At 61.2% G+C, this 18,050-nt stretch carries 20 protein-coding genes and 1 pseudogene; 10 read left to right on the top strand and 11 right to left on the bottom strand.

Annotation, left to right across the window (positions count from 1 at the left end):
* Nucleotides 1-75: 75 nt before the first annotated feature.
* Both MU551_RS17645 and menE read left to right on the top strand, forming a co-directional pair.
* Entirely contained in the window at nucleotides 76-531 is a 456-nt protein-coding gene (locus tag MU551_RS17645) for a MaoC family dehydratase (protein ID WP_247046632.1), read from the top strand.
* 53 nt (nucleotides 532-584) lie between these two features.
* A complete protein-coding gene (gene menE, locus MU551_RS17640) occupies nucleotides 585-2,159 on the top strand; it encodes an o-succinylbenzoate--CoA ligase (protein WP_247046631.1) in 1,575 nt (524 codons plus the stop codon).
* On the opposite strand, the gene MU551_RS17635 is transcribed toward menE, so the two are convergent.
* Both MU551_RS17635 and MU551_RS17630 read right to left on the bottom strand, forming a co-directional pair.
* Nucleotides 2,149-2,772 (bottom strand): LysE family transporter, encoded by a 624-nt coding sequence (locus MU551_RS17635; RefSeq protein ID WP_247046630.1) that lies wholly within the window; start codon nucleotides 2,770-2,772, stop codon nucleotides 2,149-2,151. The two genes, menE and MU551_RS17635, sit on opposite strands and share 11 nt — an antisense overlap.
* 40 nt (nucleotides 2,773-2,812) lie before the next feature.
* Complete coding sequence (locus MU551_RS17630; RefSeq protein ID WP_247046629.1) at nucleotides 2,813-3,103, bottom strand: DUF4287 domain-containing protein; 291 nt, start codon at nucleotides 3,101-3,103, stop codon at nucleotides 2,813-2,815.
* Between the two features lie 269 nt (nucleotides 3,104-3,372).
* On the opposite strand from MU551_RS17630, the gene MU551_RS17625 reads away from it, so the two are divergent.
* The 3 genes from MU551_RS17625 (at nucleotide 3,373) to MU551_RS17615 (ending at nucleotide 7,583) form a co-directional block, all read left to right on the top strand.
* Nucleotides 3,373-4,917, top strand: coding sequence for a SulP family inorganic anion transporter (locus MU551_RS17625; RefSeq protein ID WP_247046628.1), 1,545 nt, complete (start codon nucleotides 3,373-3,375; stop codon nucleotides 4,915-4,917).
* A gap of 118 nt (nucleotides 4,918-5,035) precedes the next feature.
* On the top strand, nucleotides 5,036-6,286 hold the full coding sequence (locus MU551_RS17620; protein ID WP_247046869.1) for a glycosyltransferase family 87 protein: 1,251 nt from the start codon (nucleotides 5,036-5,038) through the stop codon (nucleotides 6,284-6,286).
* A 1-nt stretch (nucleotide 6,287) separates the two neighbouring features.
* On the top strand, nucleotides 6,288-7,583 hold the full coding sequence (locus tag MU551_RS17615; protein ID WP_247046627.1) for a glycosyltransferase 87 family protein: 1,296 nt from the start codon (nucleotides 6,288-6,290) through the stop codon (nucleotides 7,581-7,583).
* 45 nt (nucleotides 7,584-7,628) lie between these two features.
* On the opposite strand, the pseudogene MU551_RS23655 reads toward MU551_RS17615, so the two are convergent.
* The 3 genes and pseudogenes from MU551_RS23655 to MU551_RS17605 all read right to left on the bottom strand — a co-directional run.
* Nucleotides 7,629-7,793 (bottom strand): annotated as a pseudogene (locus MU551_RS23655) (recombinase family protein); the annotation flags it as partial.
* A 290-nt stretch (nucleotides 7,794-8,083) separates the two neighbouring features.
* The gene (locus tag MU551_RS17610; RefSeq protein ID WP_247046626.1) at nucleotides 8,084-8,470 is read right to left on the bottom strand and encodes a TipAS antibiotic-recognition domain-containing protein; all 387 of its coding nucleotides are present in this window, start codon (nucleotides 8,468-8,470) and stop codon (nucleotides 8,084-8,086) included.
* A gap of 405 nt (nucleotides 8,471-8,875) precedes the next feature.
* The gene (locus MU551_RS17605) at nucleotides 8,876-9,022 is read right to left on the bottom strand and encodes a hypothetical protein (RefSeq protein ID WP_247046625.1); all 147 of its coding nucleotides are present in this window, start codon (nucleotides 9,020-9,022) and stop codon (nucleotides 8,876-8,878) included.
* 874 nt (nucleotides 9,023-9,896) lie between these two features.
* Between MU551_RS17605 and MU551_RS17600 the strand changes: the two genes are divergently transcribed.
* From MU551_RS17600 to MU551_RS17585, 4 genes are all read left to right on the top strand, one after another.
* The gene (locus tag MU551_RS17600; protein WP_372489886.1) at nucleotides 9,897-10,469 is read left to right on the top strand and encodes a PDDEXK nuclease domain-containing protein; all 573 of its coding nucleotides are present in this window, start codon (nucleotides 9,897-9,899) and stop codon (nucleotides 10,467-10,469) included.
* A gap of 161 nt (nucleotides 10,470-10,630) precedes the next feature.
* Nucleotides 10,631-11,080: a VOC family protein gene (locus MU551_RS17595; RefSeq protein ID WP_247046624.1), complete on the top strand. Its 450-nt coding sequence runs from the start codon at nucleotides 10,631-10,633 to the stop codon at nucleotides 11,078-11,080.
* 147 nt (nucleotides 11,081-11,227) lie between these two features.
* Nucleotides 11,228-11,545: a hypothetical protein gene (locus MU551_RS17590; RefSeq protein WP_247046623.1), complete on the top strand. Its 318-nt coding sequence runs from the start codon at nucleotides 11,228-11,230 to the stop codon at nucleotides 11,543-11,545.
* A gap of 64 nt (nucleotides 11,546-11,609) precedes the next feature.
* On the top strand, nucleotides 11,610-11,933 hold the full coding sequence (locus MU551_RS17585; RefSeq protein ID WP_247046622.1) for a hypothetical protein: 324 nt from the start codon (nucleotides 11,610-11,612) through the stop codon (nucleotides 11,931-11,933).
* A 360-nt stretch (nucleotides 11,934-12,293) separates the two neighbouring features.
* Here MU551_RS17585 and MU551_RS17580 read toward each other — a convergent pair whose 3' ends face one another.
* Nucleotides 12,294-12,740 carry a peptidase inhibitor family I36 protein gene (locus MU551_RS17580; RefSeq protein ID WP_247046621.1) on the bottom strand — a complete coding sequence of 149 codons (447 nt, stop codon included), beginning with the start codon at nucleotides 12,738-12,740 and terminating at the stop codon, nucleotides 12,294-12,296.
* A gap of 553 nt (nucleotides 12,741-13,293) precedes the next feature.
* On the opposite strand from MU551_RS17580, the gene MU551_RS17575 reads away from it, so the two are divergent.
* Nucleotides 13,294-13,620 carry a GNAT family N-acetyltransferase gene (locus MU551_RS17575; protein ID WP_247046620.1) on the top strand — a complete coding sequence of 109 codons (327 nt, stop codon included), beginning with the start codon at nucleotides 13,294-13,296 and terminating at the stop codon, nucleotides 13,618-13,620.
* Here MU551_RS17575 and MU551_RS17570 read toward each other — a convergent pair.
* From MU551_RS17570 to MU551_RS17550, 5 genes are all read right to left on the bottom strand, one after another.
* A complete protein-coding gene (locus tag MU551_RS17570; RefSeq protein WP_247046619.1) occupies nucleotides 13,612-13,854 on the bottom strand; it encodes a hypothetical protein in 243 nt (80 codons plus the stop codon). The genes MU551_RS17575 and MU551_RS17570 overlap by 9 nt on opposite strands.
* 242 nt (nucleotides 13,855-14,096) lie before the next feature.
* Nucleotides 14,097-15,695, bottom strand: coding sequence for a polyprenol phosphomannose-dependent alpha 1,6 mannosyltransferase MptB (gene mptB / locus MU551_RS17565; RefSeq protein WP_247046618.1), 1,599 nt, complete (start codon nucleotides 15,693-15,695; stop codon nucleotides 14,097-14,099).
* 173 nt (nucleotides 15,696-15,868) lie between these two features.
* A complete protein-coding gene (locus MU551_RS17560; RefSeq protein ID WP_247046617.1) occupies nucleotides 15,869-16,099 on the bottom strand; it encodes a hypothetical protein in 231 nt (76 codons plus the stop codon).
* 117 nt (nucleotides 16,100-16,216) lie between these two features.
* On the bottom strand, nucleotides 16,217-17,509 hold the full coding sequence (locus MU551_RS17555) for an RNA polymerase sigma factor (RefSeq protein WP_247046616.1): 1,293 nt from the start codon (nucleotides 17,507-17,509) through the stop codon (nucleotides 16,217-16,219).
* A 32-nt stretch (nucleotides 17,510-17,541) separates the two neighbouring features.
* A complete protein-coding gene (locus MU551_RS17550; RefSeq protein ID WP_247046615.1) occupies nucleotides 17,542-17,901 on the bottom strand; it encodes a YciI family protein in 360 nt (119 codons plus the stop codon).
* Nucleotides 17,902-18,050: the final 149 nt, after the last annotated feature.

Raw genomic sequence — 18,050 nt, 5'->3', positions numbered from 1 at the left:
ACGTGCGCAGAACTCCAAACTTCCCCACCGCCGTCGTACTTACCCACTACAAAACCGCTACTGCTGGAGGCAACAATGCCCAATCTCGTCGTCGATTTCGACAAACTGCTCACTCTCGCCGGCACCGATCTCGGCGTCACTGAATACCGGGAAATCACCCAGGAACAGATCAACAGGTTCGCGGACGCGACGGGCGACGACCAGTGGATCCACGTGGACCCGGAACGGGCCAAGGACGGGCCGTTCGGTGCGCCGATCGCCCACGGCTTCCTCACGCTCTCGCTCATCATCCCGTTCTGGGGCGAGCTCTTCGACGTCGAAGGTGTAGCCACGAAAGTGAACTACGGGCTCGACAAGGTCCGCTTCACTTCACCGGTGAAGGTCGGCTCACGCATCCGCATGCAGGCCACCATCGCCGAAGTCACCGAGGTGAAGGGCGGCGCCCAGATCAAGGTGGCCAACACCATCCAGATCGAAGGCCAGGAGCGCCCCGCTGTCGTGGCAGAATTCCTGGCCCGCTTCTACAAGTAGAGACTGCCCGGGGAACCGCAGCAGGACTAGCTTGGGATAAGAGAGGATTCACGATGGAAAATTTTGGCATCGGCTCCTGGCTGCAGCGTCGCCGCCCGAAGTCGGGCAGTAAGACTGCGCTGGTGGCCGGAGACCGGCAAGTCAGCTACGAACAGCTTGCGGACCGCACCCTCCGCCTCGCCCACGCGCTCAAAGACCGGGGGGTGGCCAAGGGTGACCGGGTAGCCTACCTGGGCGAGAACCACCCGGCGTTCCTTGAAACACTCTTTGCCTGCGGCACTCTGGGGGCGGTCTTCGTGCCGCTCAACACCCGGCTGGCGCCACCGGAAATCCACTACCAGCTGCAGGACTGCGGAGTCACCGTCTTGATCCACTCGCGGAGCCTCAGCGAGCTGGCCACCCGCGGAGCTGCCGGGAGCGGCGTTGGGAGGTTCGTCGTCGTCGACGATTTGGCAGACGGCGACAGCCGGACGGACTCATACAGCGCAACCAGTGACGCAGCCGGCGCCGTTTCGCTTGAGGATTTTGAGGAGGTTCTCGCCTCCTCTGCCACCGATCCCGTGGACGAACCTGTGGGGCTGGACGACGCGGCCATGATCCTGTACACCTCGGGCACCACCGGTCAGCCCAAGGGCGCTGTGCTCACGCACGGAAACATCACCTGGAACTGCTTCAACGTGATCGTGGATTTTGATTTCTCCTCGGCTGACGTCGCGCTCATGATCTCGCCGATGTTTCACGTAGCCGCCTTGGACATGGGCGTCCTGCCGACCATCCTGAAGGGCGGCACCGTAGTGCTGGAGTCCAAGTTCGATCCACGGCGGACCCTGGAACTCATCGAGCGGCACCGCGCCACCACCATCAGCGGCGTTCCCACCACTTACCAACTGCTCTGCGAGCACCAGAACTGGCCGACGGCGGACATCAGCTCGCTGAACAAGCTCACCTGCGGCGGGTCTGCAGTGCCCATGCGGGTGCTGGAGGCTTACGAAGCGCGCGGCTTGCGGTTTTCCAACGGTTACGGCATGACCGAAACAGCGCCAGGAGCTACCACTCTTCCGGCCGAGCGTTCCCGGGAGAAGGCCGGTTCTTCAGGTCTGCCGCATTTCTTCACCGACATCAGGATCGCTGACCTCATGGGAGGCGTGGTCCCTGCAGGTGAGGTGGGGGAGGTCCAGATTAAAGGGCCCAACGTCATCCCTGGGTACTGGAACAGGCCGGAGGCAGCTACCGACTGTATTGCCGACGGCGGCTGGTTCAGGTCCGGCGACATGGGCTACAAGGACGAGGACGGGTTCCTGTTCATCTCCGACAGGCTCAAGGACATGATCATTTCCGGCGGGGAGAACATCTACCCGGCGGAGGTGGAACAGGCCATCCTCGAGCTTGTTGCAGTTTCGAGTGTGGCGGTTATCGGTATCCCGGATCACAAGTGGGGCGAGGTGCCCAGGGCGGTGGTAGTGCTGCGCGAGGACGCGCATCTCAGTGAGGACGAGCTCAGAGAGCACCTTGAAGGCAGGCTGGCCCGCTACAAGATCCCGAAGTCAGTGATCTTCGTGGACGATCTGCCGAGGACGGCGAGCGGAAAGATCCGCAAGGCCGCGCTGCGTTCATCGTTTAGTGGATGAGTGCCAGCATCACACCAACTGCGACGAACAGCACACCAAAAACGCGGTTCAGGATGGTCTGTCCGCGGGCGTTCTGAGTGAACCGCTGGAACCAGGCGGCGGCCGCTGCGAAGAAGAACCACATCACCAGGACGTCGATGAGCACAACCGTTGCTGTGAGGACCAGGTACTGCGGAAGCAGGGATTGCTCAGGACGGATGAACTGCGGCATAAAAGCGAGGAAGAATACGATCGCCTTGGGGTTGAGTATGTTGACCCACAAGCCGCGCCGGAACATGGAGGTAGCGGGTTCGTTCCGGAGGGATTCGACGACGGACTGTTCCAGGTTGGGCTTGTGCATAAACTGCCGGATCCCCAAGTACACGAGATAAGCGGCGCCCGCGTAGCGGATGACGTTGAACAGCAGCGGTGATCCGGATACCAGCACGCCCACGCCCAGCGCAGCGAGCAGGATGTGGATTATCAGGGCAGTCTGCTGGCCCAGGATTCCCCAGATGGAGCGACGGAATCCGGAGTTCAGCGAGTTGCTCATCGTGTTGATCGCGCCCGCCCCGGGCGTAAGGCTGATGAGGACTCCGGTGCCCGCGAGAGCGAGCCACAGGGAAGTTTGCATCAGTCAAGTTTACGGGCCACCTCGCGACGGCCGAACCGGCCTACTTGGGGCGGTTGTTCTTGCCGTCCAGCCACAGTTCCGTCGACTCGTCACGGTGGACGCCATCAGCCCCGACGTGTTTTTCGCTGATGATCGGTCCGTTCTTGATGACGTGAACCAGTGCCATGGCATGTCCGCGGCCCAGACCGTAATCCTCTTTGAGCCAGTCGATGATTTTTCCGGCTTTCGTCTTGGGGTCATCGAAGCCGCGCTCGTGAGCTAACCCGACTAGCTCGCGAGGCGTCAGCCCGGTCTTTTCTTCGATGGTGTCCAGGTAGGCCTGAAATGACATGAAGAGGTCCCTTCCGCTTGGATTGTTCTTGCACCCTATAGAGGCTTCCACGCAGGCGAAACCATTCGGAGAAGAAATTATCGGTCCTTATGACGGCGGCTGGATTGTAGCCCTCCCCGGGCGCTGGGTTAGCCTTTATAAGGCATGGGTGGATTCCGGAAGGCATACTGCCCCTCTTCCCGTGCCCCGGTGCTGTGCCGCACCGCTCGATTCTTCAACAACCACGAAGGCGCTCCAGCGCTTCTTCAAGACCACGGATGGAGCCAGTCATGGTTAGGACGGACCCCACAGTCCCGGCTCCCAAAGTCCCGAACGTTGCAGCCCCCACTCCCGAACAGCTTCAGTCCGTCCGGGGGACCCTGCGCTCAGCACGCAGGCTCAAAACGGAAGTTTTGGGCGGGTTGGTGGTGGCCCTGGCCCTGATTCCGGAAGCGATCGCATTTTCCATCATTGCAGGCGTTGATCCCAGGCTGGGCCTGTTCGCATCCTTCACCATGGCGGTCACCATTGCCTTGGTAGGCGGTCGCCCCGCAATGATCTCTGCAGCCACTGGTGCAGTGGCCCTGGTGATCGCGCCCCTGGTCAAGTCCCACGGCGTCGATTACCTGATTGCAGCCGTCATCCTTGCAGGCATCTTCCAGATTGTCCTGGGGCTGTCCGGGGTGGCAAAACTGATGCGCTTCATCCCCCGCTCCGTGATGGTGGGGTTCGTCAACTCCTTGGCCATCCTGATCTTCATGTCCCAGGTCCCGGATCTGCTGGGCGTCCCGTGGCTGGTCTACCCGCTCGTTGCCCTTGGCCTCGTCATTGTCTTCGGGCTGCCGAAACTGACCAGGGCGGTGCCGGCCCCGCTTGTTGCCATTGTGGTCCTGACGCTCATTGCGGTAGTGGCTTCAGTGGAGGTGCCAACCGTCGGGGACAAGGGTGCGTTGCCGGAATCCCTGCCGTCGCTGCTGGTCCCGAACGTGCCCTTCAGCCTCGAGACCCTGCAGGTCATTTTTCCCTTCGCGCTCGCGATGGCTTTTGTCGGACTGCTGGAATCGCTCATGACGGCCAAGCTCGTCGACGACGTCACCGACACCCGCTCAAACAAGAGCCGCGAGGCGTGGGGGCAGGGCGTGGCCAACATCGTTACCGGCTTCTTTGGGGGCATGGGCGGCTGCGCGATGATCGGCCAGACCATGATCAACGTCAAGGCCTCCGGCGCGCGGACCAGGATCTCGACATTCCTGGCCGGCGTCTTCCTGCTCATACTGGTGGTCGCCCTCGGTGACGTCGTAGCCGTGATCCCGATGGCCGCACTCGTAGCCGTGATGATCTTTGTTTCCTGGGCTACCTTCGACTGGCACAGCGTCCAACCCCGGACGCTGAAGATGATGCCCAGGAGCGAAACCCTGGTCATGGTCGCCACCGTCATCGTCGTCGTCGCCACCCACAACCTGGCCATCGGCGTCGGCGTCGGAGTCCTCGTGGCCATGGTTCTTTTTGCCCGCCGGGTGGCCCACTTCGTCACCGTGGAACGAACAGTCGCCAGCATCAACGGGCAGGAGACAGCGAGCTACGTCGTGGACGGCGAACTCTTCTTCGCTTCCTCCAATGACCTCTACACCCAGTTCGAATACGCCTTGGATCCGGAACACGTGATTATCGATATGCACGCCTCCCACCTCTGGGATGCCTCGACCATCGCCACCCTGGACGCCATCACCGACAAGTACCACAAGCACGGCAAGGACGTGAAGATCATCGGCCTCAACGACGCCAGTACCCTCATGCGGGAACGACTCAAAGGAAATCTCGGTGCCGGAAACTAATCGAGGGCCGGTGACCGCCCCGAATACGCAGCCCGCAAACGGTCCGCACGGTTCTGCCAGGACCGAAAGGTTCTTCACTGCCCTGACGCGCTGCAGAAAAGCCCTGATCCCGGAAAAGCTGGAGCGGCGCCTGAACACGCCCTCGGGACTGCTGTGGGGCTATATTGTTGTCCACCTTTTTTTCCTGGTCTACATGCTGACCTTCGTCCTCCAGGGCCAGGCCTTCAGCGACACCAACATCTACCGCGACTGGGCCGCCGGAGGGTTCCGCGAAGAAAACCTGGTGGGGCTGCCCAGCCCGTGGGTGTACCCGATTCTGGCCCTGCTCCCCATCGCCATCGCCGGAATGGCCGGACCCGGACCGTTCCTGCTCATCTGGGTGCTGATGATCATCGCCCTCAACGCGCTGGCGGTTGGCCACCTGACAAAGTGGGGCAAGAACACCGCTGCCCTCCCCGCCGCCTGGTGGTGGCTCGGCTTCATCTTCCTCATGGGCTTCCTGGGGTTCGCCCGGGTGGATGGCTTGACCGCCCCGTTGGTACTGAGCGCGCTTCTTTTCGGAGTCTCCCGCCCCTTCGCAGCCTCGCTGCTCCTCAGTATCGCCACTTGGATCAAGGTGTGGCCTGCTGCCGTTGTCCTGACGCTGCTCACCGTCGCCAAGCGCCGGCTGCACGTGCTGGCGGCCGGGATGCTGGTGACTGCTGTCGCCGTCGGAGCGGCACTGGTGCTTGGCGTGGCTCCGAAACTCCTGAATTTCCTGACCGCACAGGGGGATCGGGGCATGCAGCTGGAGGCAACCTTCACCACTCCATGGCTGTGGTTGAGCGTACTGAACACGGGCAGCTCGCGGATGTACATGAACACCGAGATCAACTCCATGCAGGTTGATGGTCCCGGGACCGAGGTCATGTCATTCCTGATGCAGCCCTTGCTTGCCTTGGCTGCCGTACTGGTGGGAGTGCTGATCTTCCGGGCACTGCACGCCGGCAACCGCGTGGGCTTGTCGGACCGCACTGAGCTGCTGCTGGTAGGAACGCTCACCATGACCACTGCCTTTGTGGTTTTCAACAAGGTGGGATCGCCGCAGTTCATGGTCTGGCTCGCTCCTGCTGTTGCAGTGGGACTGGCAAGCCATTGGAAGCAGTGGCGGGTGCCGGCGGCCATCCTGATCGCCATCGCTGTGACCACGTACTTTATCTACCCGCTTTTCTACGACGCCTTGAGCCACAACAACCCCCTGATGGCGTTGGTTCTGACCATCCGGAACGTGCTTTTGGTGGTTCTCTTCTGCTGGTCCGTGCGGCGTCTCTACCGTCTGAGCAAGCATGCGCCTGAGGGTGACGTTGCCGATGAAGCCGAGGCCCGCTGACATGCTGCAAAGGGTTGGCCAGGGACTGACGCGCCTTCGTGGCAGGGTCCTGACACCTGCTGCGGTGAAGTGGCTGAGCAGGCCCTCTTCCGTCTGGTGGGGCTTCGCGGTTGTTCATCTCTACTTCCTGGGCTGGATGATGTCCTTCATCCTCAAGGGTGAGATGTTCAGCGATACCCTGCAGTACCGGGAATGGGCCGTGAACGGAGCCAACCCGGGAAACGGTGAGGCGTCCATCAGTCCGTGGGTGTACCCGGCACTGGCGCAGCTGCCCATTTACTTCTCAAACATCGCCGGGCCGGACCACTACCTGCTGGTGTGGACCCTGATGATCACGGCCCTCAACGCAGTGGCCCTGGCTTACCTGATCCGAGGCGGTAGACGGCCTCAAGGAATTGCTCCCGCCTGGTGGTGGCTGGGCTTTACCGTCTTCATGGGTTACCTCAGCTTCGCCCGTGTTGAGGGAATCACGGCGCCCATCGTCCTGATTGCTTTGCTCTTCGCGGCCCGCAGGCCGGCGGTTGCTGCCGTGCTGCTCAGTGTTGCCACGTGGATCAAAGTCTCTCCGGCCGCTGTCCTGCTCCCGATCCTGATTGCCAGCAGGGACCGGGTGAAAATCATCGCCGCCGGCATCGCCGTGAGTGCAGCCGTAGTGGTGGGTACATATTGGGCCGGCGGTATCAGCCACCTGTTCGACTTCCTCACCAATCAAGGCGAGCGAGGGATGCAGCTCGAGGCCACGTTCTCCACTCCCTGGCTATGGTTGAGCGTCCTGAACATAGGCGACGCAAGAATCGCGGACAACGTGGCCATCAACTCCTCGGAAGTTTATGGCCCCGGGGTTTCCATCGCAGCCGTTCTGATGCAGCCTCTGTTCCTGATCGCCGTGGCAGCCGGTGCCGTGCTGCTGATGTGGGCCTTGCGCAGGGGAGCGGAGCGCGAAGAGCTGTTCCTCGAAGGCGCGCTCATGATGACGGCGGCCTTCATCGTCTTCAACAAGGTGGGCTCCCCGCAGTTCATCATCTGGTTGGCTCCGGTGGTGGTCGCGGGCCTCACTCATGACTGGAACCGCTGGAAGGTGCCGGGCGCACTGCTGATGTCCATAGCAGCGCTTACCTTCGTGATCTATCCCTTGTTCTACACACCGCTGATCCACGGCCACCCGCTTATTGCCCTGGTCCTCACGGCGCGGAACGTGCTCTTGGTGGTTCTCCTGTACTGGTCTGTGAAGCGCACGCTGGAGTTGGCGGCCCGCAAGAGCCAGCCCGTCGCAGCGGCTGCAGGTCTCCGTGAGTGAGCGGAAACCCGCTCCTTGACCCCTGATGTTCTCCACGAGGACATGCCTGGTGTTGCGTCCCAAGCGGTCGAGCTTCCAGACGGTCAGTACGTCACCGGGCTCTAACCTTTCTATGGCCTTGGAGAGTTGGCGTTCGATGGTGGACCCGCTGACGCCGTTATCGGCAAAGACCCTGGCAGTACAGGTTGCCTTAAGCGCAGTTAGCTGCAGATCGAAGTTCTATTCGGTAGTGGAAACTCCCGGGTACCCCCCTCACAGCCATTGGCCATGGTCAACATCCTTCCACGAGCACAAGCTCGCTAGGTCAAGGAGTCAACAAAACCGGGGGCAGTCCCTAGTCCTTGTCCGTTACTCGCGGCCCGATGCTGTCACTGATCAATCTGACCTGCTCATGGGCCGGAATGTTGGAGCGAGGCCGGTCAGCAGGTTGTCGCTGACCGGCCTTATATATGGGTCCAGGCTCATACCGTCTTCATGGTATTGAGCCTAGACCGATTGGGTTAGCTCAAGTTGTTGTGCGCGTAGGAGCACATCGCATCGGCGAGGAATGGCACCATGTTCGGGTGGTAGGCATTGTGGAAGGATGCCATGTCGGCGTCCTCGCGATAGTTGAGTGCCATGCCCACGTAGGCGCGCGCAGTTGGAACGTAGAATCTGCAGGCGATGTCATAGTGCGCGGCGATGAGGGTTTGTATCTGCTTGCTGGTGGGGTCTGCGCTCTCAACGAGCGGGCCTATCTGCTTATATAGCGCATCCCAGTCCGCGTGGACTAGGGGTCGATCCACGTCTTCCCAGTGGTTGGTGGCAGCAAGGCTTCGTGTCTGTTCCTCTTTCAACGCATTTCGGCATTCGTTGAGATAGGAGGAGCTGAGTGAATCGATAGTCATGATTGTTCCTTATCAGTGGGCGCGCGGCGAAGTACCGTGATTTTTCCATGTAAAGAGAGCATTAAGGAGCGCTCCGACCTGAACGAGTCCAGGGATGTCTAATCACAGGATCTGCGACATCGACCTTCAACGGCTCAGGCCGGTCTAGACAAGGCCACCATGGTTTGCACTGATAATCATTGGCTCACCATATCCTGCAATCACCTGAAGAATCTAAAATGCCTGAGCTTCCACGCCCTGGCTGACGCACAGCTTCAGTCAGGAACTTGCGGAGTCTGCGCTGAAGTCTTGCCCCGCCGCGGACGTGAGCATCGACAGATTGACAGCTGTCGACCAAAAGCAACAGGTCGAATAGCGGGATAAGGCGCATCGATAAGTGCGATGCGAGTCCTAGGGCGGGTATCCTCAGCTGCGGATTTTCGAAGCCAACATTACGGCCACCACCAAGGAGGCAATGGACACGGCGACGAGGTTAAGTCCCTGATAGCCGATCCAACTCATGACCAGGCCGGAGAAACGCCCGCCAACAGCTCCGGCAGCGCCCATCAGCATGTCCGATACTCCCTGGACCAGAACTCGGTCCCCGGGAAGAGTCACTCCAACGGCGGGGAATGTGGCATTGTTATTACGATCTTGCCGAAGTGGTGTGCAGCTTCCAGATGCTTGAGTGCCTCGTGGACCTTGTCGACTGTCCTCTGAGTCTGGTTTCGCCGCAGCTCCTCTCCTACGGTTCACTTCTTGCGAACGATCGGCATCACACCCACTGAGTAGCGCAGGAAGTTCTTCGACCAGAAGGATCTTCGGTATTGAGACGCACCTGGAGGGAGCGGTGCTTTGAGCCGCGCACCGCCGCAGGCGATCGAGGTTTCATTTCGGTACTGCACGAAGCAATTAGTCGAACGGCGGCTCAGGAAGCATGAATGTTTTGGAGCGCATTTCGCTAGACAAATGCACGGCCGGCGGTGTCGGGGCGGGTTTTGCGTTTACGGCTGTTTCGTTGGACGTGGGTGGTTCCTTGCACGGAGGGCAGAGGTTCGATGGTGCGGTATCTGGGTGGTTGGAGCCGATGTGTTGCCCGGTGGGAGAGGACGTTGCTGCAGGTGACCAACCTGGAATCCCGGAAACTCGCAGCGGAGTTAAGCAACACCGCCGGGCCGGCGAGCTCAAAAGGGGACAATCACACGTTCAGAGGCGGTGAGGCTGGATAAGCTCGACCGCCCTGATGATCGAGCATGGTACGCAACTGCCGCCGTCGAATGGCTGGTCCCGAAATGTTCTGCTGAACATGATCATGAACAAAACGCTGGAGCGCACCGGGGCGGCACCGTCGAACTTTGTCCAACGGCTTGTTGGACCAGACTCGGATTTTGCATAGCAAGTCGCCAAAGACCCCTACAACTTTGAGTTCCTGGGCCTGTCCGGCGAAGTGGCTGAGTGCGACCTGGAGAACGCCCTGACTAGCAGAATCACCGAAACGCTGCGTGAACTCGGTCCGGGCTTCTCCTTCGTCGGCCGGCAGGTGCACTTCGACGTCGACGGCGACGACTTTTATGTCGACATGCTTTTTTTCAACATTGACCAGTCCCGGTACGTCGTTGTAGAGCTCAAGACTGGAAAGTTTCAGCCCGAATGGGCCGGAAAACTCAACTTCTATGTCGCGCTTGTAGATGACATGCTCCGACGCGAGCACCACAACGAAACCATCGGCATCCTGATCTGCGGCACCAAGAACGACCGCAGCGTCAGGTACAGCCTGGGGCGATCCACTTGGCCCATAGCGGTGGCGGCGTACACCTACGACAATTTTCCCCGGCTGAACAAAAAGCCCTTCCCGACGAAGGACATCTGGTCGCGGCACTTGAATGGGCCGAACCTGAGACAAATATCGCTGCCGATTGATCCGTCACGATCCTGGGAGAGGTATCCGCAGAGAGTGTCCCATGTCCAAGGATGTGGGACGCACGTTCGAAGCGAGAGTTGGCGATCCGCTGCCGAATGATTTTGTTGCTACTTGATCCTGTCCACTGGAACGGCCAGAACGGCACCGAGCCCTGCTGCGTACTTATCGCAGCTGACCAGCAATCTTTTAGGGAAAACGATTGCCCACCCGTGCAAAGAATGGTTGCATTAGGGCACTGGCTTCCATGAAAGGACACAAGCATGCCGAGGACGACGATTGATGAGGCTCGCCAGGTACGACTGGTCACCAACCTGGAACAGTCGAAGGCTTTCTACCGCGATATCCTCGGTTGCGAGGTCGATGGCTGGGGACACGCGCTGCGCGGGGGATTGCAGCTCATCCTCCAACAGGCACAGGACCCGTCGCAGGTACGACCGAATCCGACTGCCGCCAAGCGGGACACCTATCCAACCGATTGGCAGGGACCCGATCATGGCTGGGACACGTTCGCCTTAATCAACTTCGAGGAGTTCGAGACTTTTGTCCAAGAACTTCACGACCATGGTGCCGAGATAGCGCTTGGCCCCATTGAGCAAACCCACAACGATGGAATGACCTTCAAGAACGTCTACGTTCGCGATCCCGACGGCTATACCATCGTGTTCGGTTGCGGTGCTGTCCTGGGTTCTCCGGAAACCGAAAAAGCCTAGGCTTCACCCGGGTGCAACTCGGGAGCAGTCCACTCCGGGGCGTCCCACCTGGGATGTCCCGGTACCAAGGATGTGGAACAGACGGGAGCGCGGGTAATAGGCTTTGGCCATGTCACCAGTTGCCGGCGTGCGCGTTCCCCTAGTCCCATGATGGATCCGACGAATCTTCGGCAGGCTCTTCTGGATCTCGGGCTTGAGGATGATATTCCGTTGCCGGAAGCAGCAACAGACCCGGAGGTTCTCAGTGAAGGCGCTTCCGTCGAGGACATCAGCACTGCGTTGATCGAGCTCCTACGAGAGGGGCGGATCCAGATTTCGGCCGGTCACTGGTCGCAGGAACCGGAATTTGTTGATCCTGGTACAGCGGAGGAGCTCCTCCGCGACCATGAGCAGTACACCTTCAAGAGCACGGCAGATCTGCGGCTGCGCGTCTACTACGTGAACGTAGACAACGTGCGATCCTAACTGGCGCCGGGGAGTCCCGTCCGAGTTGGCATCCGTTTCCAGTGTGGATAGGACAGACAGGCCAATGAGCCCACATACCGTTTCCGCGCAATTCCGCTTCTACCCGACAGACAACAACGGTCTGACGGCGGAAATGACCAGCCCAACACGCTCCTTGATCATGATTTTCCCTCCCCTCACTGACGCTGAGGAAGACTCAGTTCAGCTCGGTGCCTTTCTTGACCTGGTCGGCGAGAACGTTCGACCGGCCTTGATGGCGGAAGGAAAGCTCACCTTCTGGTCAGATCTGTCGAGGCTCTATGCCTCCAGGGGTGTTCCTTTCCAAATCTGGTACGACGGACGAATTGTGGGAGAGGGAAGAGTTAACGACATTGTGGAAGATGGCTGATACGACCGATCCCAGGTCCAGGGCGGAATCGCTGCCAGAATCCCACTCCACGAGACGTCCCAGATCCAAGGAAGTGGCACAGTCGCCCCCGCGCTCACTCGGTAGCGACACGAGGTGTAGTTCATAGCCAGGCCGCTATGCCTTCCATGGGGTTAGTGTCCCTCTGTGCAGGGTTTTTCCTCCGGCTTCCTTCCCACCCCACCTCACGATGAAGCGGTTGCCTTTGGCTGAGAAGCTGAGCTGCGTTTCCTTCAGGGAGCCCTTGCCTCCAAGCGAATACCCCATACTGGGTGGACCAACGGGAGTGGCCTTGCCCCTCAAGAGCGCGGCAGGGCCACAACCCGCCCGCTTACTGCAGGGCTAAGCCCAGGACTGGTCCCGCGAGATGCAGTCCGACCCATTTCCGATCAGGATTGAAGAGACATCGTTTTGGGCGTTCCAGACAGACAAGTTGGCGCGCCCGCCGTTTGGCACGGCTTCCACAATGCTCGTGTAGTCGCAGTTGGCGGCCCTGTGCAAGACAACGGGGTGGCCGGTGTTATTGATCACCGAGGCGGCGTTGTTGTTCACCTGGACACCCCATCCGTTCCGCCCAGCCGGGCCGTCGGTGAACAACTCATTCCCCATGCCGGCGTCACTATAGGCGTAGTCTGCCCGTGCACCCTGGAAATCCGAATTGAAATAGAAGCACACCCGTCCTGATGGACACGCCGTCCCCGAGCCCGAGGCACTGGCCGCCGGCGCCCCCGTCAGGAATGCACCGGCACCCAAAGCCAGCACAGCGCCTGCAGTAGCTGTCTTACGCATCAAGAGTTTCAAAAAAATTCCCCAATCACTAGCGGTAGCGGACTCATCATGGTGCCCACCGGAGGCGCCCCCATGATTCTCCGGCACCTCCGCATCAGGCGCCATGGGGACACCTGCCCTGCGCGGCTGGCGTCCAATCAAAGGCGTCCCAGTTCTCTTCCTGATTGAGAAGAGAGCCAGGGCTATTCCTGCCATTGCGATCGGCGCCGCGGCGATATATGCTCCGCCGCCCAGATATGTAAGGCCACCACCCAGGGGGTAGGCCGCACCGAGCCACCCTATCGCCACAAAAGCAGCCCTGCCAGCGGTTGAATGGGGATGACCCATCAAGGCAAAAAGACTCATCGAGAGGCACCAGACGCCAGCCATGAGGAAAATGAATGCACCGACGAACGCGAGACGATCTGCGGTGAAAGCGCTAGCCAAGTTAATGAAGCCCATTATCGTAAGTACAAGTCCAAGGAGCAGTGTCCATTGTGGGGGAGGGGTCTGACACGAAAGGTCTACACCGAGCCGAACGGGAGCTTTTGGTTGAGCGATATATCGTTGCGGCATGCCTGAGTTGATCGCACCCACCGAACGCCTGCACGCATCATGGCTCCAGTGCCATGCAGAGTGGGGTGCCGGACTCCACGAGGATGGGTTCGGATTGTTGGCAACCGATGAAGTCGACTCGCCAGCCGGGTTCCAGACCTGGGTGGCGAGGCTTGCCAACGAGTCAGATGGTACTTGTTGGTGGATCGTTGAGGGTGACCGAGTCCTGGGCGGAATCGCGCTGCGGCACCAGAACCACGAACTAGCGCCACGGGCCGGACATATCGGCTACGGCATCCGGCCCTCCTCCCGCGGACAGGGGCTGGCTACCTGGGCACTAGGTTAAGTAGTAGACGAGGCGCGGCTGCTCGGCATGGACCGGGTGATGGTCGTCTGCGAGGCCGGCAACCGCGCCTCTGCCAAGACGATCGAGCGCCAGGGCGGCATCCTTGAGGTGGGCCGCGAAAGCGAAAACGGCGCCGCGTGGCGCTACTGGATCAGGACCAGCGAGCCAGAAGTGTAACCCCGCAATGGGTGGCAGGCTCGCGACTTCGGTCGTGAGCCTGATGGCAGCAGTCATCGCTCTACTCTCCATGGCGGAACGCGCGGTTAAAGAGCTTACGCTCCCGAGCTGTAACTCGGAAGCCTAAGCGTAAAGCAAGGAAGGTGTAGCTGCTACAAGCCGGTGGTCGGTGGGATGCCAGGGTCGAGGGCCTCTCGGTCCGTGCCCAGGCCGGCACAGAGCTCACCGAAGGACGGTGCGGCAGGCTCTGGAATCCGCTTCCCCTCCGGAACGCAAACCGGTCCGGGACGTCTGCGGGACTAGCTTGGAACGTCCTCCGGGCGGCGCTGGCGGGACAGCAGCGCCGCCTTGGCAGCCGGTGTTACCAGGAGCTTGCGCGTTTTTTTGTCTAAGAAAAGCAGGTACAGGACGAACGCCAGCGCCACGAAGAAGGCAAGGGTTGAGGCCTGGTAGTCCAGCTCGACAAAACCCCACACTGACAGCTGGTCCTGGGCTCCGAACACCACAAAGAATGTGATGACCACGTATACGGTCCACATCTGCCAGTCATCCCGAATGCCAGTTACTGCCAGCAGGGGGATGAACCACAGGACGTACCAGGGCTGGATGATCGGCGAAAGCACCACGATGGCGGCGAAGCCCAGAGCCATCCTTCGGATGAGCCGGGAGTGGTCTCCCTTGAACATCAACAGGATCACCAGGCCCACCCCGGCCCACTTGAGCAGTGATCGCAGCCCGGATGCGAGCATTCCGCCGTCGAGCCCCAACGCATTGGCCAGACCCTCAACCTGCTGGCCAAGGAAGCCGGACGGCGAATAGCCGGTGTAACCCGGCGTCGGATCCGTAATGGCCGAAACCCAGCCCATGCCCAGGCCGAACGGGAGGCCACTCACTGCCAGGGCGCCGAAACTGATGGCGGCTGTCAGGAACCAGTACCAGAACTTCCGTCCCCAGCCCGCGGCCTGGCCGGCCCACAGCAGGCCGATAAAGGGCAGGAGAACGATGGAAATGGGTTTGATGCCAATGGAGGCAGTAACCAGCAGGACTCCCAAAAGACCGCGGTTCGTGGCTGCGAAGTAGGTGCCTGCTACGGCCAGCCCCACCATGAGGGCGTCGTTGTGGGCACTGGCCACGAAACTGATCAGGAAGAGCGGATTGGCTACGGCTATCCACAAGGCCCTGCCGCCGTTGATGCCGTGAAGCTGGGCGAGCTTGGGGATGTAGACCATGCACAAGACCACGCCAGCAACGGCGATCAGGCGGAACAGGAAGACAGAGAAGTCAGGCTGCGCCCCCGTGATCTGCACTACCAGGCCTTCAAGCCAGAGGAAGTAGGGGCCGTAGGGTGTCCTTGCCTCGGCCCACGCCGGGTCAGCGCCGAGGGCAAACCAGTTACTGAGGGCTGAGATGCCGGTGTTGTAGGGGTTGAGGTTTTCCTGGACCAGCCGCCCTTGCCCGGTGTAGGCGTACACATCGCGGGAATAGATGGGCACGGCAAAAAGCATGGGCGCTGACCAGACGGCGATAGCCCACGCTACCGATCTCAGCGATCCCGGGCCCCAATTGCCCAACCGCTGTCCGAGGCGCAGCCAGGAGCGCATCAGCATCATGGCGCCAAGGGTGAGCAGCAGGGTTGCAGTGGTGACCCCCCAGCCTTCGGTGCGCAGGGCAATCACCAGCGGGTGGCGGATCATCGGGGAACCGTTCGCGATCCATCCTGTGCCGATGGATCCGACGAACATCATGAGAGAGCCCACCAGACCCTGAAGGATGGCCCAGTAGGCGCGGGGAGGAGCCTCGACGGGGATCTTCCCTGTGCCGGAGCGGGAGGGCTGACTCTCCTCTACTTGGTGCTCCACCTGACCTCCGGTGCCCTTGGACGAATTGGCGGACATCATGATGGGGAACTCTCGGGTGGGCTAGGCTGAACCGACAGCGAAGGCGGTTCAGACGACCCCCAAGCGCAGCTCCATGTTAGCACCGAGCCTCCGTCGGCCACTGTCATTTGACAGCCCGACGCCGTCCGTTACGCTCCGCTGTCCACGTTCGGTCCCTGAGTCGAGGCGCTGGCTCAAGTCCCCGAGGAGTGGTTGTCCTGGCTGCCTTCGGTCAGTTCACTTTCCGTATCAGGGCCGCCGTCGTCGTCACAACCTGTCTGATTGACGAGCGAGCTGGCCTGTGCGCCGCCGACCTGGTGTAGGCCGGTGCTGGCGGTTGCAGGAAAGGCCGTTGGCATGGTCAGTCCCGTTCCGATACTCAGGGCGAGCAGCACGCCGGCTGTTGCCCAGACGATCCTTCCCATCTCAGCACTCCCTTCCTTGCCTGCCTACCCAGCATGCAGCAGCGGATTGTGGAAGCGCCCTGATTGGGCTGAGCGAGGACTGTGAAGGCCTTCGACCACCAGCTCCCCATCCAACGTCTAGCTCAGCCGGGCCGCCCGTGCGGCAAGGTAACGGCGCTCGGGGAGGCTCGCCGTCGAGCTCGCAGCGCGGAGATAAGCCTCGCGCGCCGCCGTCGTGTCCCCTGACAGTTCGAGAAGGTGCGCCCGCACCGCATCAAGGCGGTGGCTGCGTGTGAGCTGTGGATCTGCCTCGACAGTTCCCAGCACGGCCAAACCCGCGAGGGGTCCCTTCACCATGGCCACCGCTACGGCACGGTTGAGCGTGACCACAGGGCTTGGAGCGATCCGCTCCAGCACATCGTAGAGCGCCAGGATCTGCGGCCAGTCCGTGTCGCCCGCCGTGGCAGCTTCGTCGTGGATGGCCGCGATGGCCGCCTGCAGCTGGTAGGGACCCACCGGGGCTTTGCCCAACGTGCTGGTCAGCAGCCCAACACCTTCCCGGATCTGGGCGGTGTCCCAAAGAGCGCGGTCTTGTTCAGCGAGCGGCACCAGGCCGCCGTCGGGCAGCGTGCGGGCTGACCTCCGGGCATCCGTCAGCAGCATGAGTGCCAGCAGTCCGGTTGTCTCGCCCCTCGCCAGTGACGTTGCCGGGATGACGTCCAGCAACAGACGGGCAAGCCGGATGGCCTCGCCGGTCAGGTCCGAGCGCTGCAGGGAACGCCCTGAGCTCGCGGCATACCCTTCATTGAAGATCAGGTAAAGGACCTGCTGAACGACGGCGGTCCTCGCCATCACCTCGTCAGGCGCCGGCGGCTCGAACCGGGCACCGGCACGGGTGATGCTGCCCTTCGCCCGGCTGATCCGCTGCGCCATGGTGGCCTCGGGAACCAGGAAGGCGCTGGCGATTTCAGCAGTGGTCAGGCCGCCCACGGCACGAAGGGTCAGGGCGAGCTGGGAGGGCGGCGAAAGAGCCGGGTGGCAGCATAGGTACAGCAGCGTTAGCGTGTCATCGGCGTCAGGTGACACCCCGCCGTCGTACTCCCGGTGCTCCCCGACAGGCTCCCCGGGCATGGACACAGTTCCGCCACTCTGCAATGCAGTTGACTCCAGGGCGAAGGTTTCTTCCCGGCGACGGCGGGCGCTCTCGCTGCGCCATTGATCCACCAGACGCCGCCCGGCGACAGTCATCAGCCACCCGTGGGGATTATCCGGAATGCCGTCCCGGGGCCAGCTGAGAGAGGCCTCGAGCAGCGCCTCCTGTACCGCGTCCTCGCAGGCATCAAACTGACCATGGCGGCGGGCAAGCACGCCAAGAACCTGCGGCGCGAGGGTACGCAGCAGGTCCTCCAGCGGGCGGCTTCCCGGTTTCATGAGGCCTTAGTGGTTCCCGCCCCTACTGCCGGCTAGACATCCGGCGGTCCGTCCTGGACGGCCCTCAACTCCACGGTTCCGGCGTACTTGACGATGCTGGAGCAGATCTCGATGGCACGTTTCTCGCTGGCCACATCAACCACCCAGTAGCCGATGAGTGATTCCTTGGACTCGGCGTAAGGACCGTCCGTGGTGATCACGCCGTCGTGCGTCTGCTTGACGAGTTTCGCGGTGCTGCCGTCAGCCAGCCCGGCATTGAACACCAGTTCCCCGGAGTCCGTGAGGTCCTTGTCGATCTGGATCATGAACCCGATCATTTCCTGGATCCATGCCGGATCCGCCGTTTCCATCATGCTTTCGCCTGAACCGAACATCATGATCATGTATTTCATCTCTGGCTCCTTGGTTAGCGGCACCTCTTGGTGATGCCTTCATGGATAAGTCGGAGCCGCAGCTTGGTTCTCTACATGCTCCGGGACACTTTTTGAAAAAAGTTCGACGGCGGTTTCGCGCCGGACCTCGTCAGCCGCCGCCATCACCC

It is taken from the genome of Arthrobacter rhizosphaerae, assembly GCF_023062595.1.
GTDB lineage: Bacteria > Actinomycetota > Actinomycetes > Actinomycetales > Micrococcaceae > Arthrobacter > Arthrobacter rhizosphaerae.
This window is presented reverse-complemented; position numbering and strand designations above follow the sequence as displayed.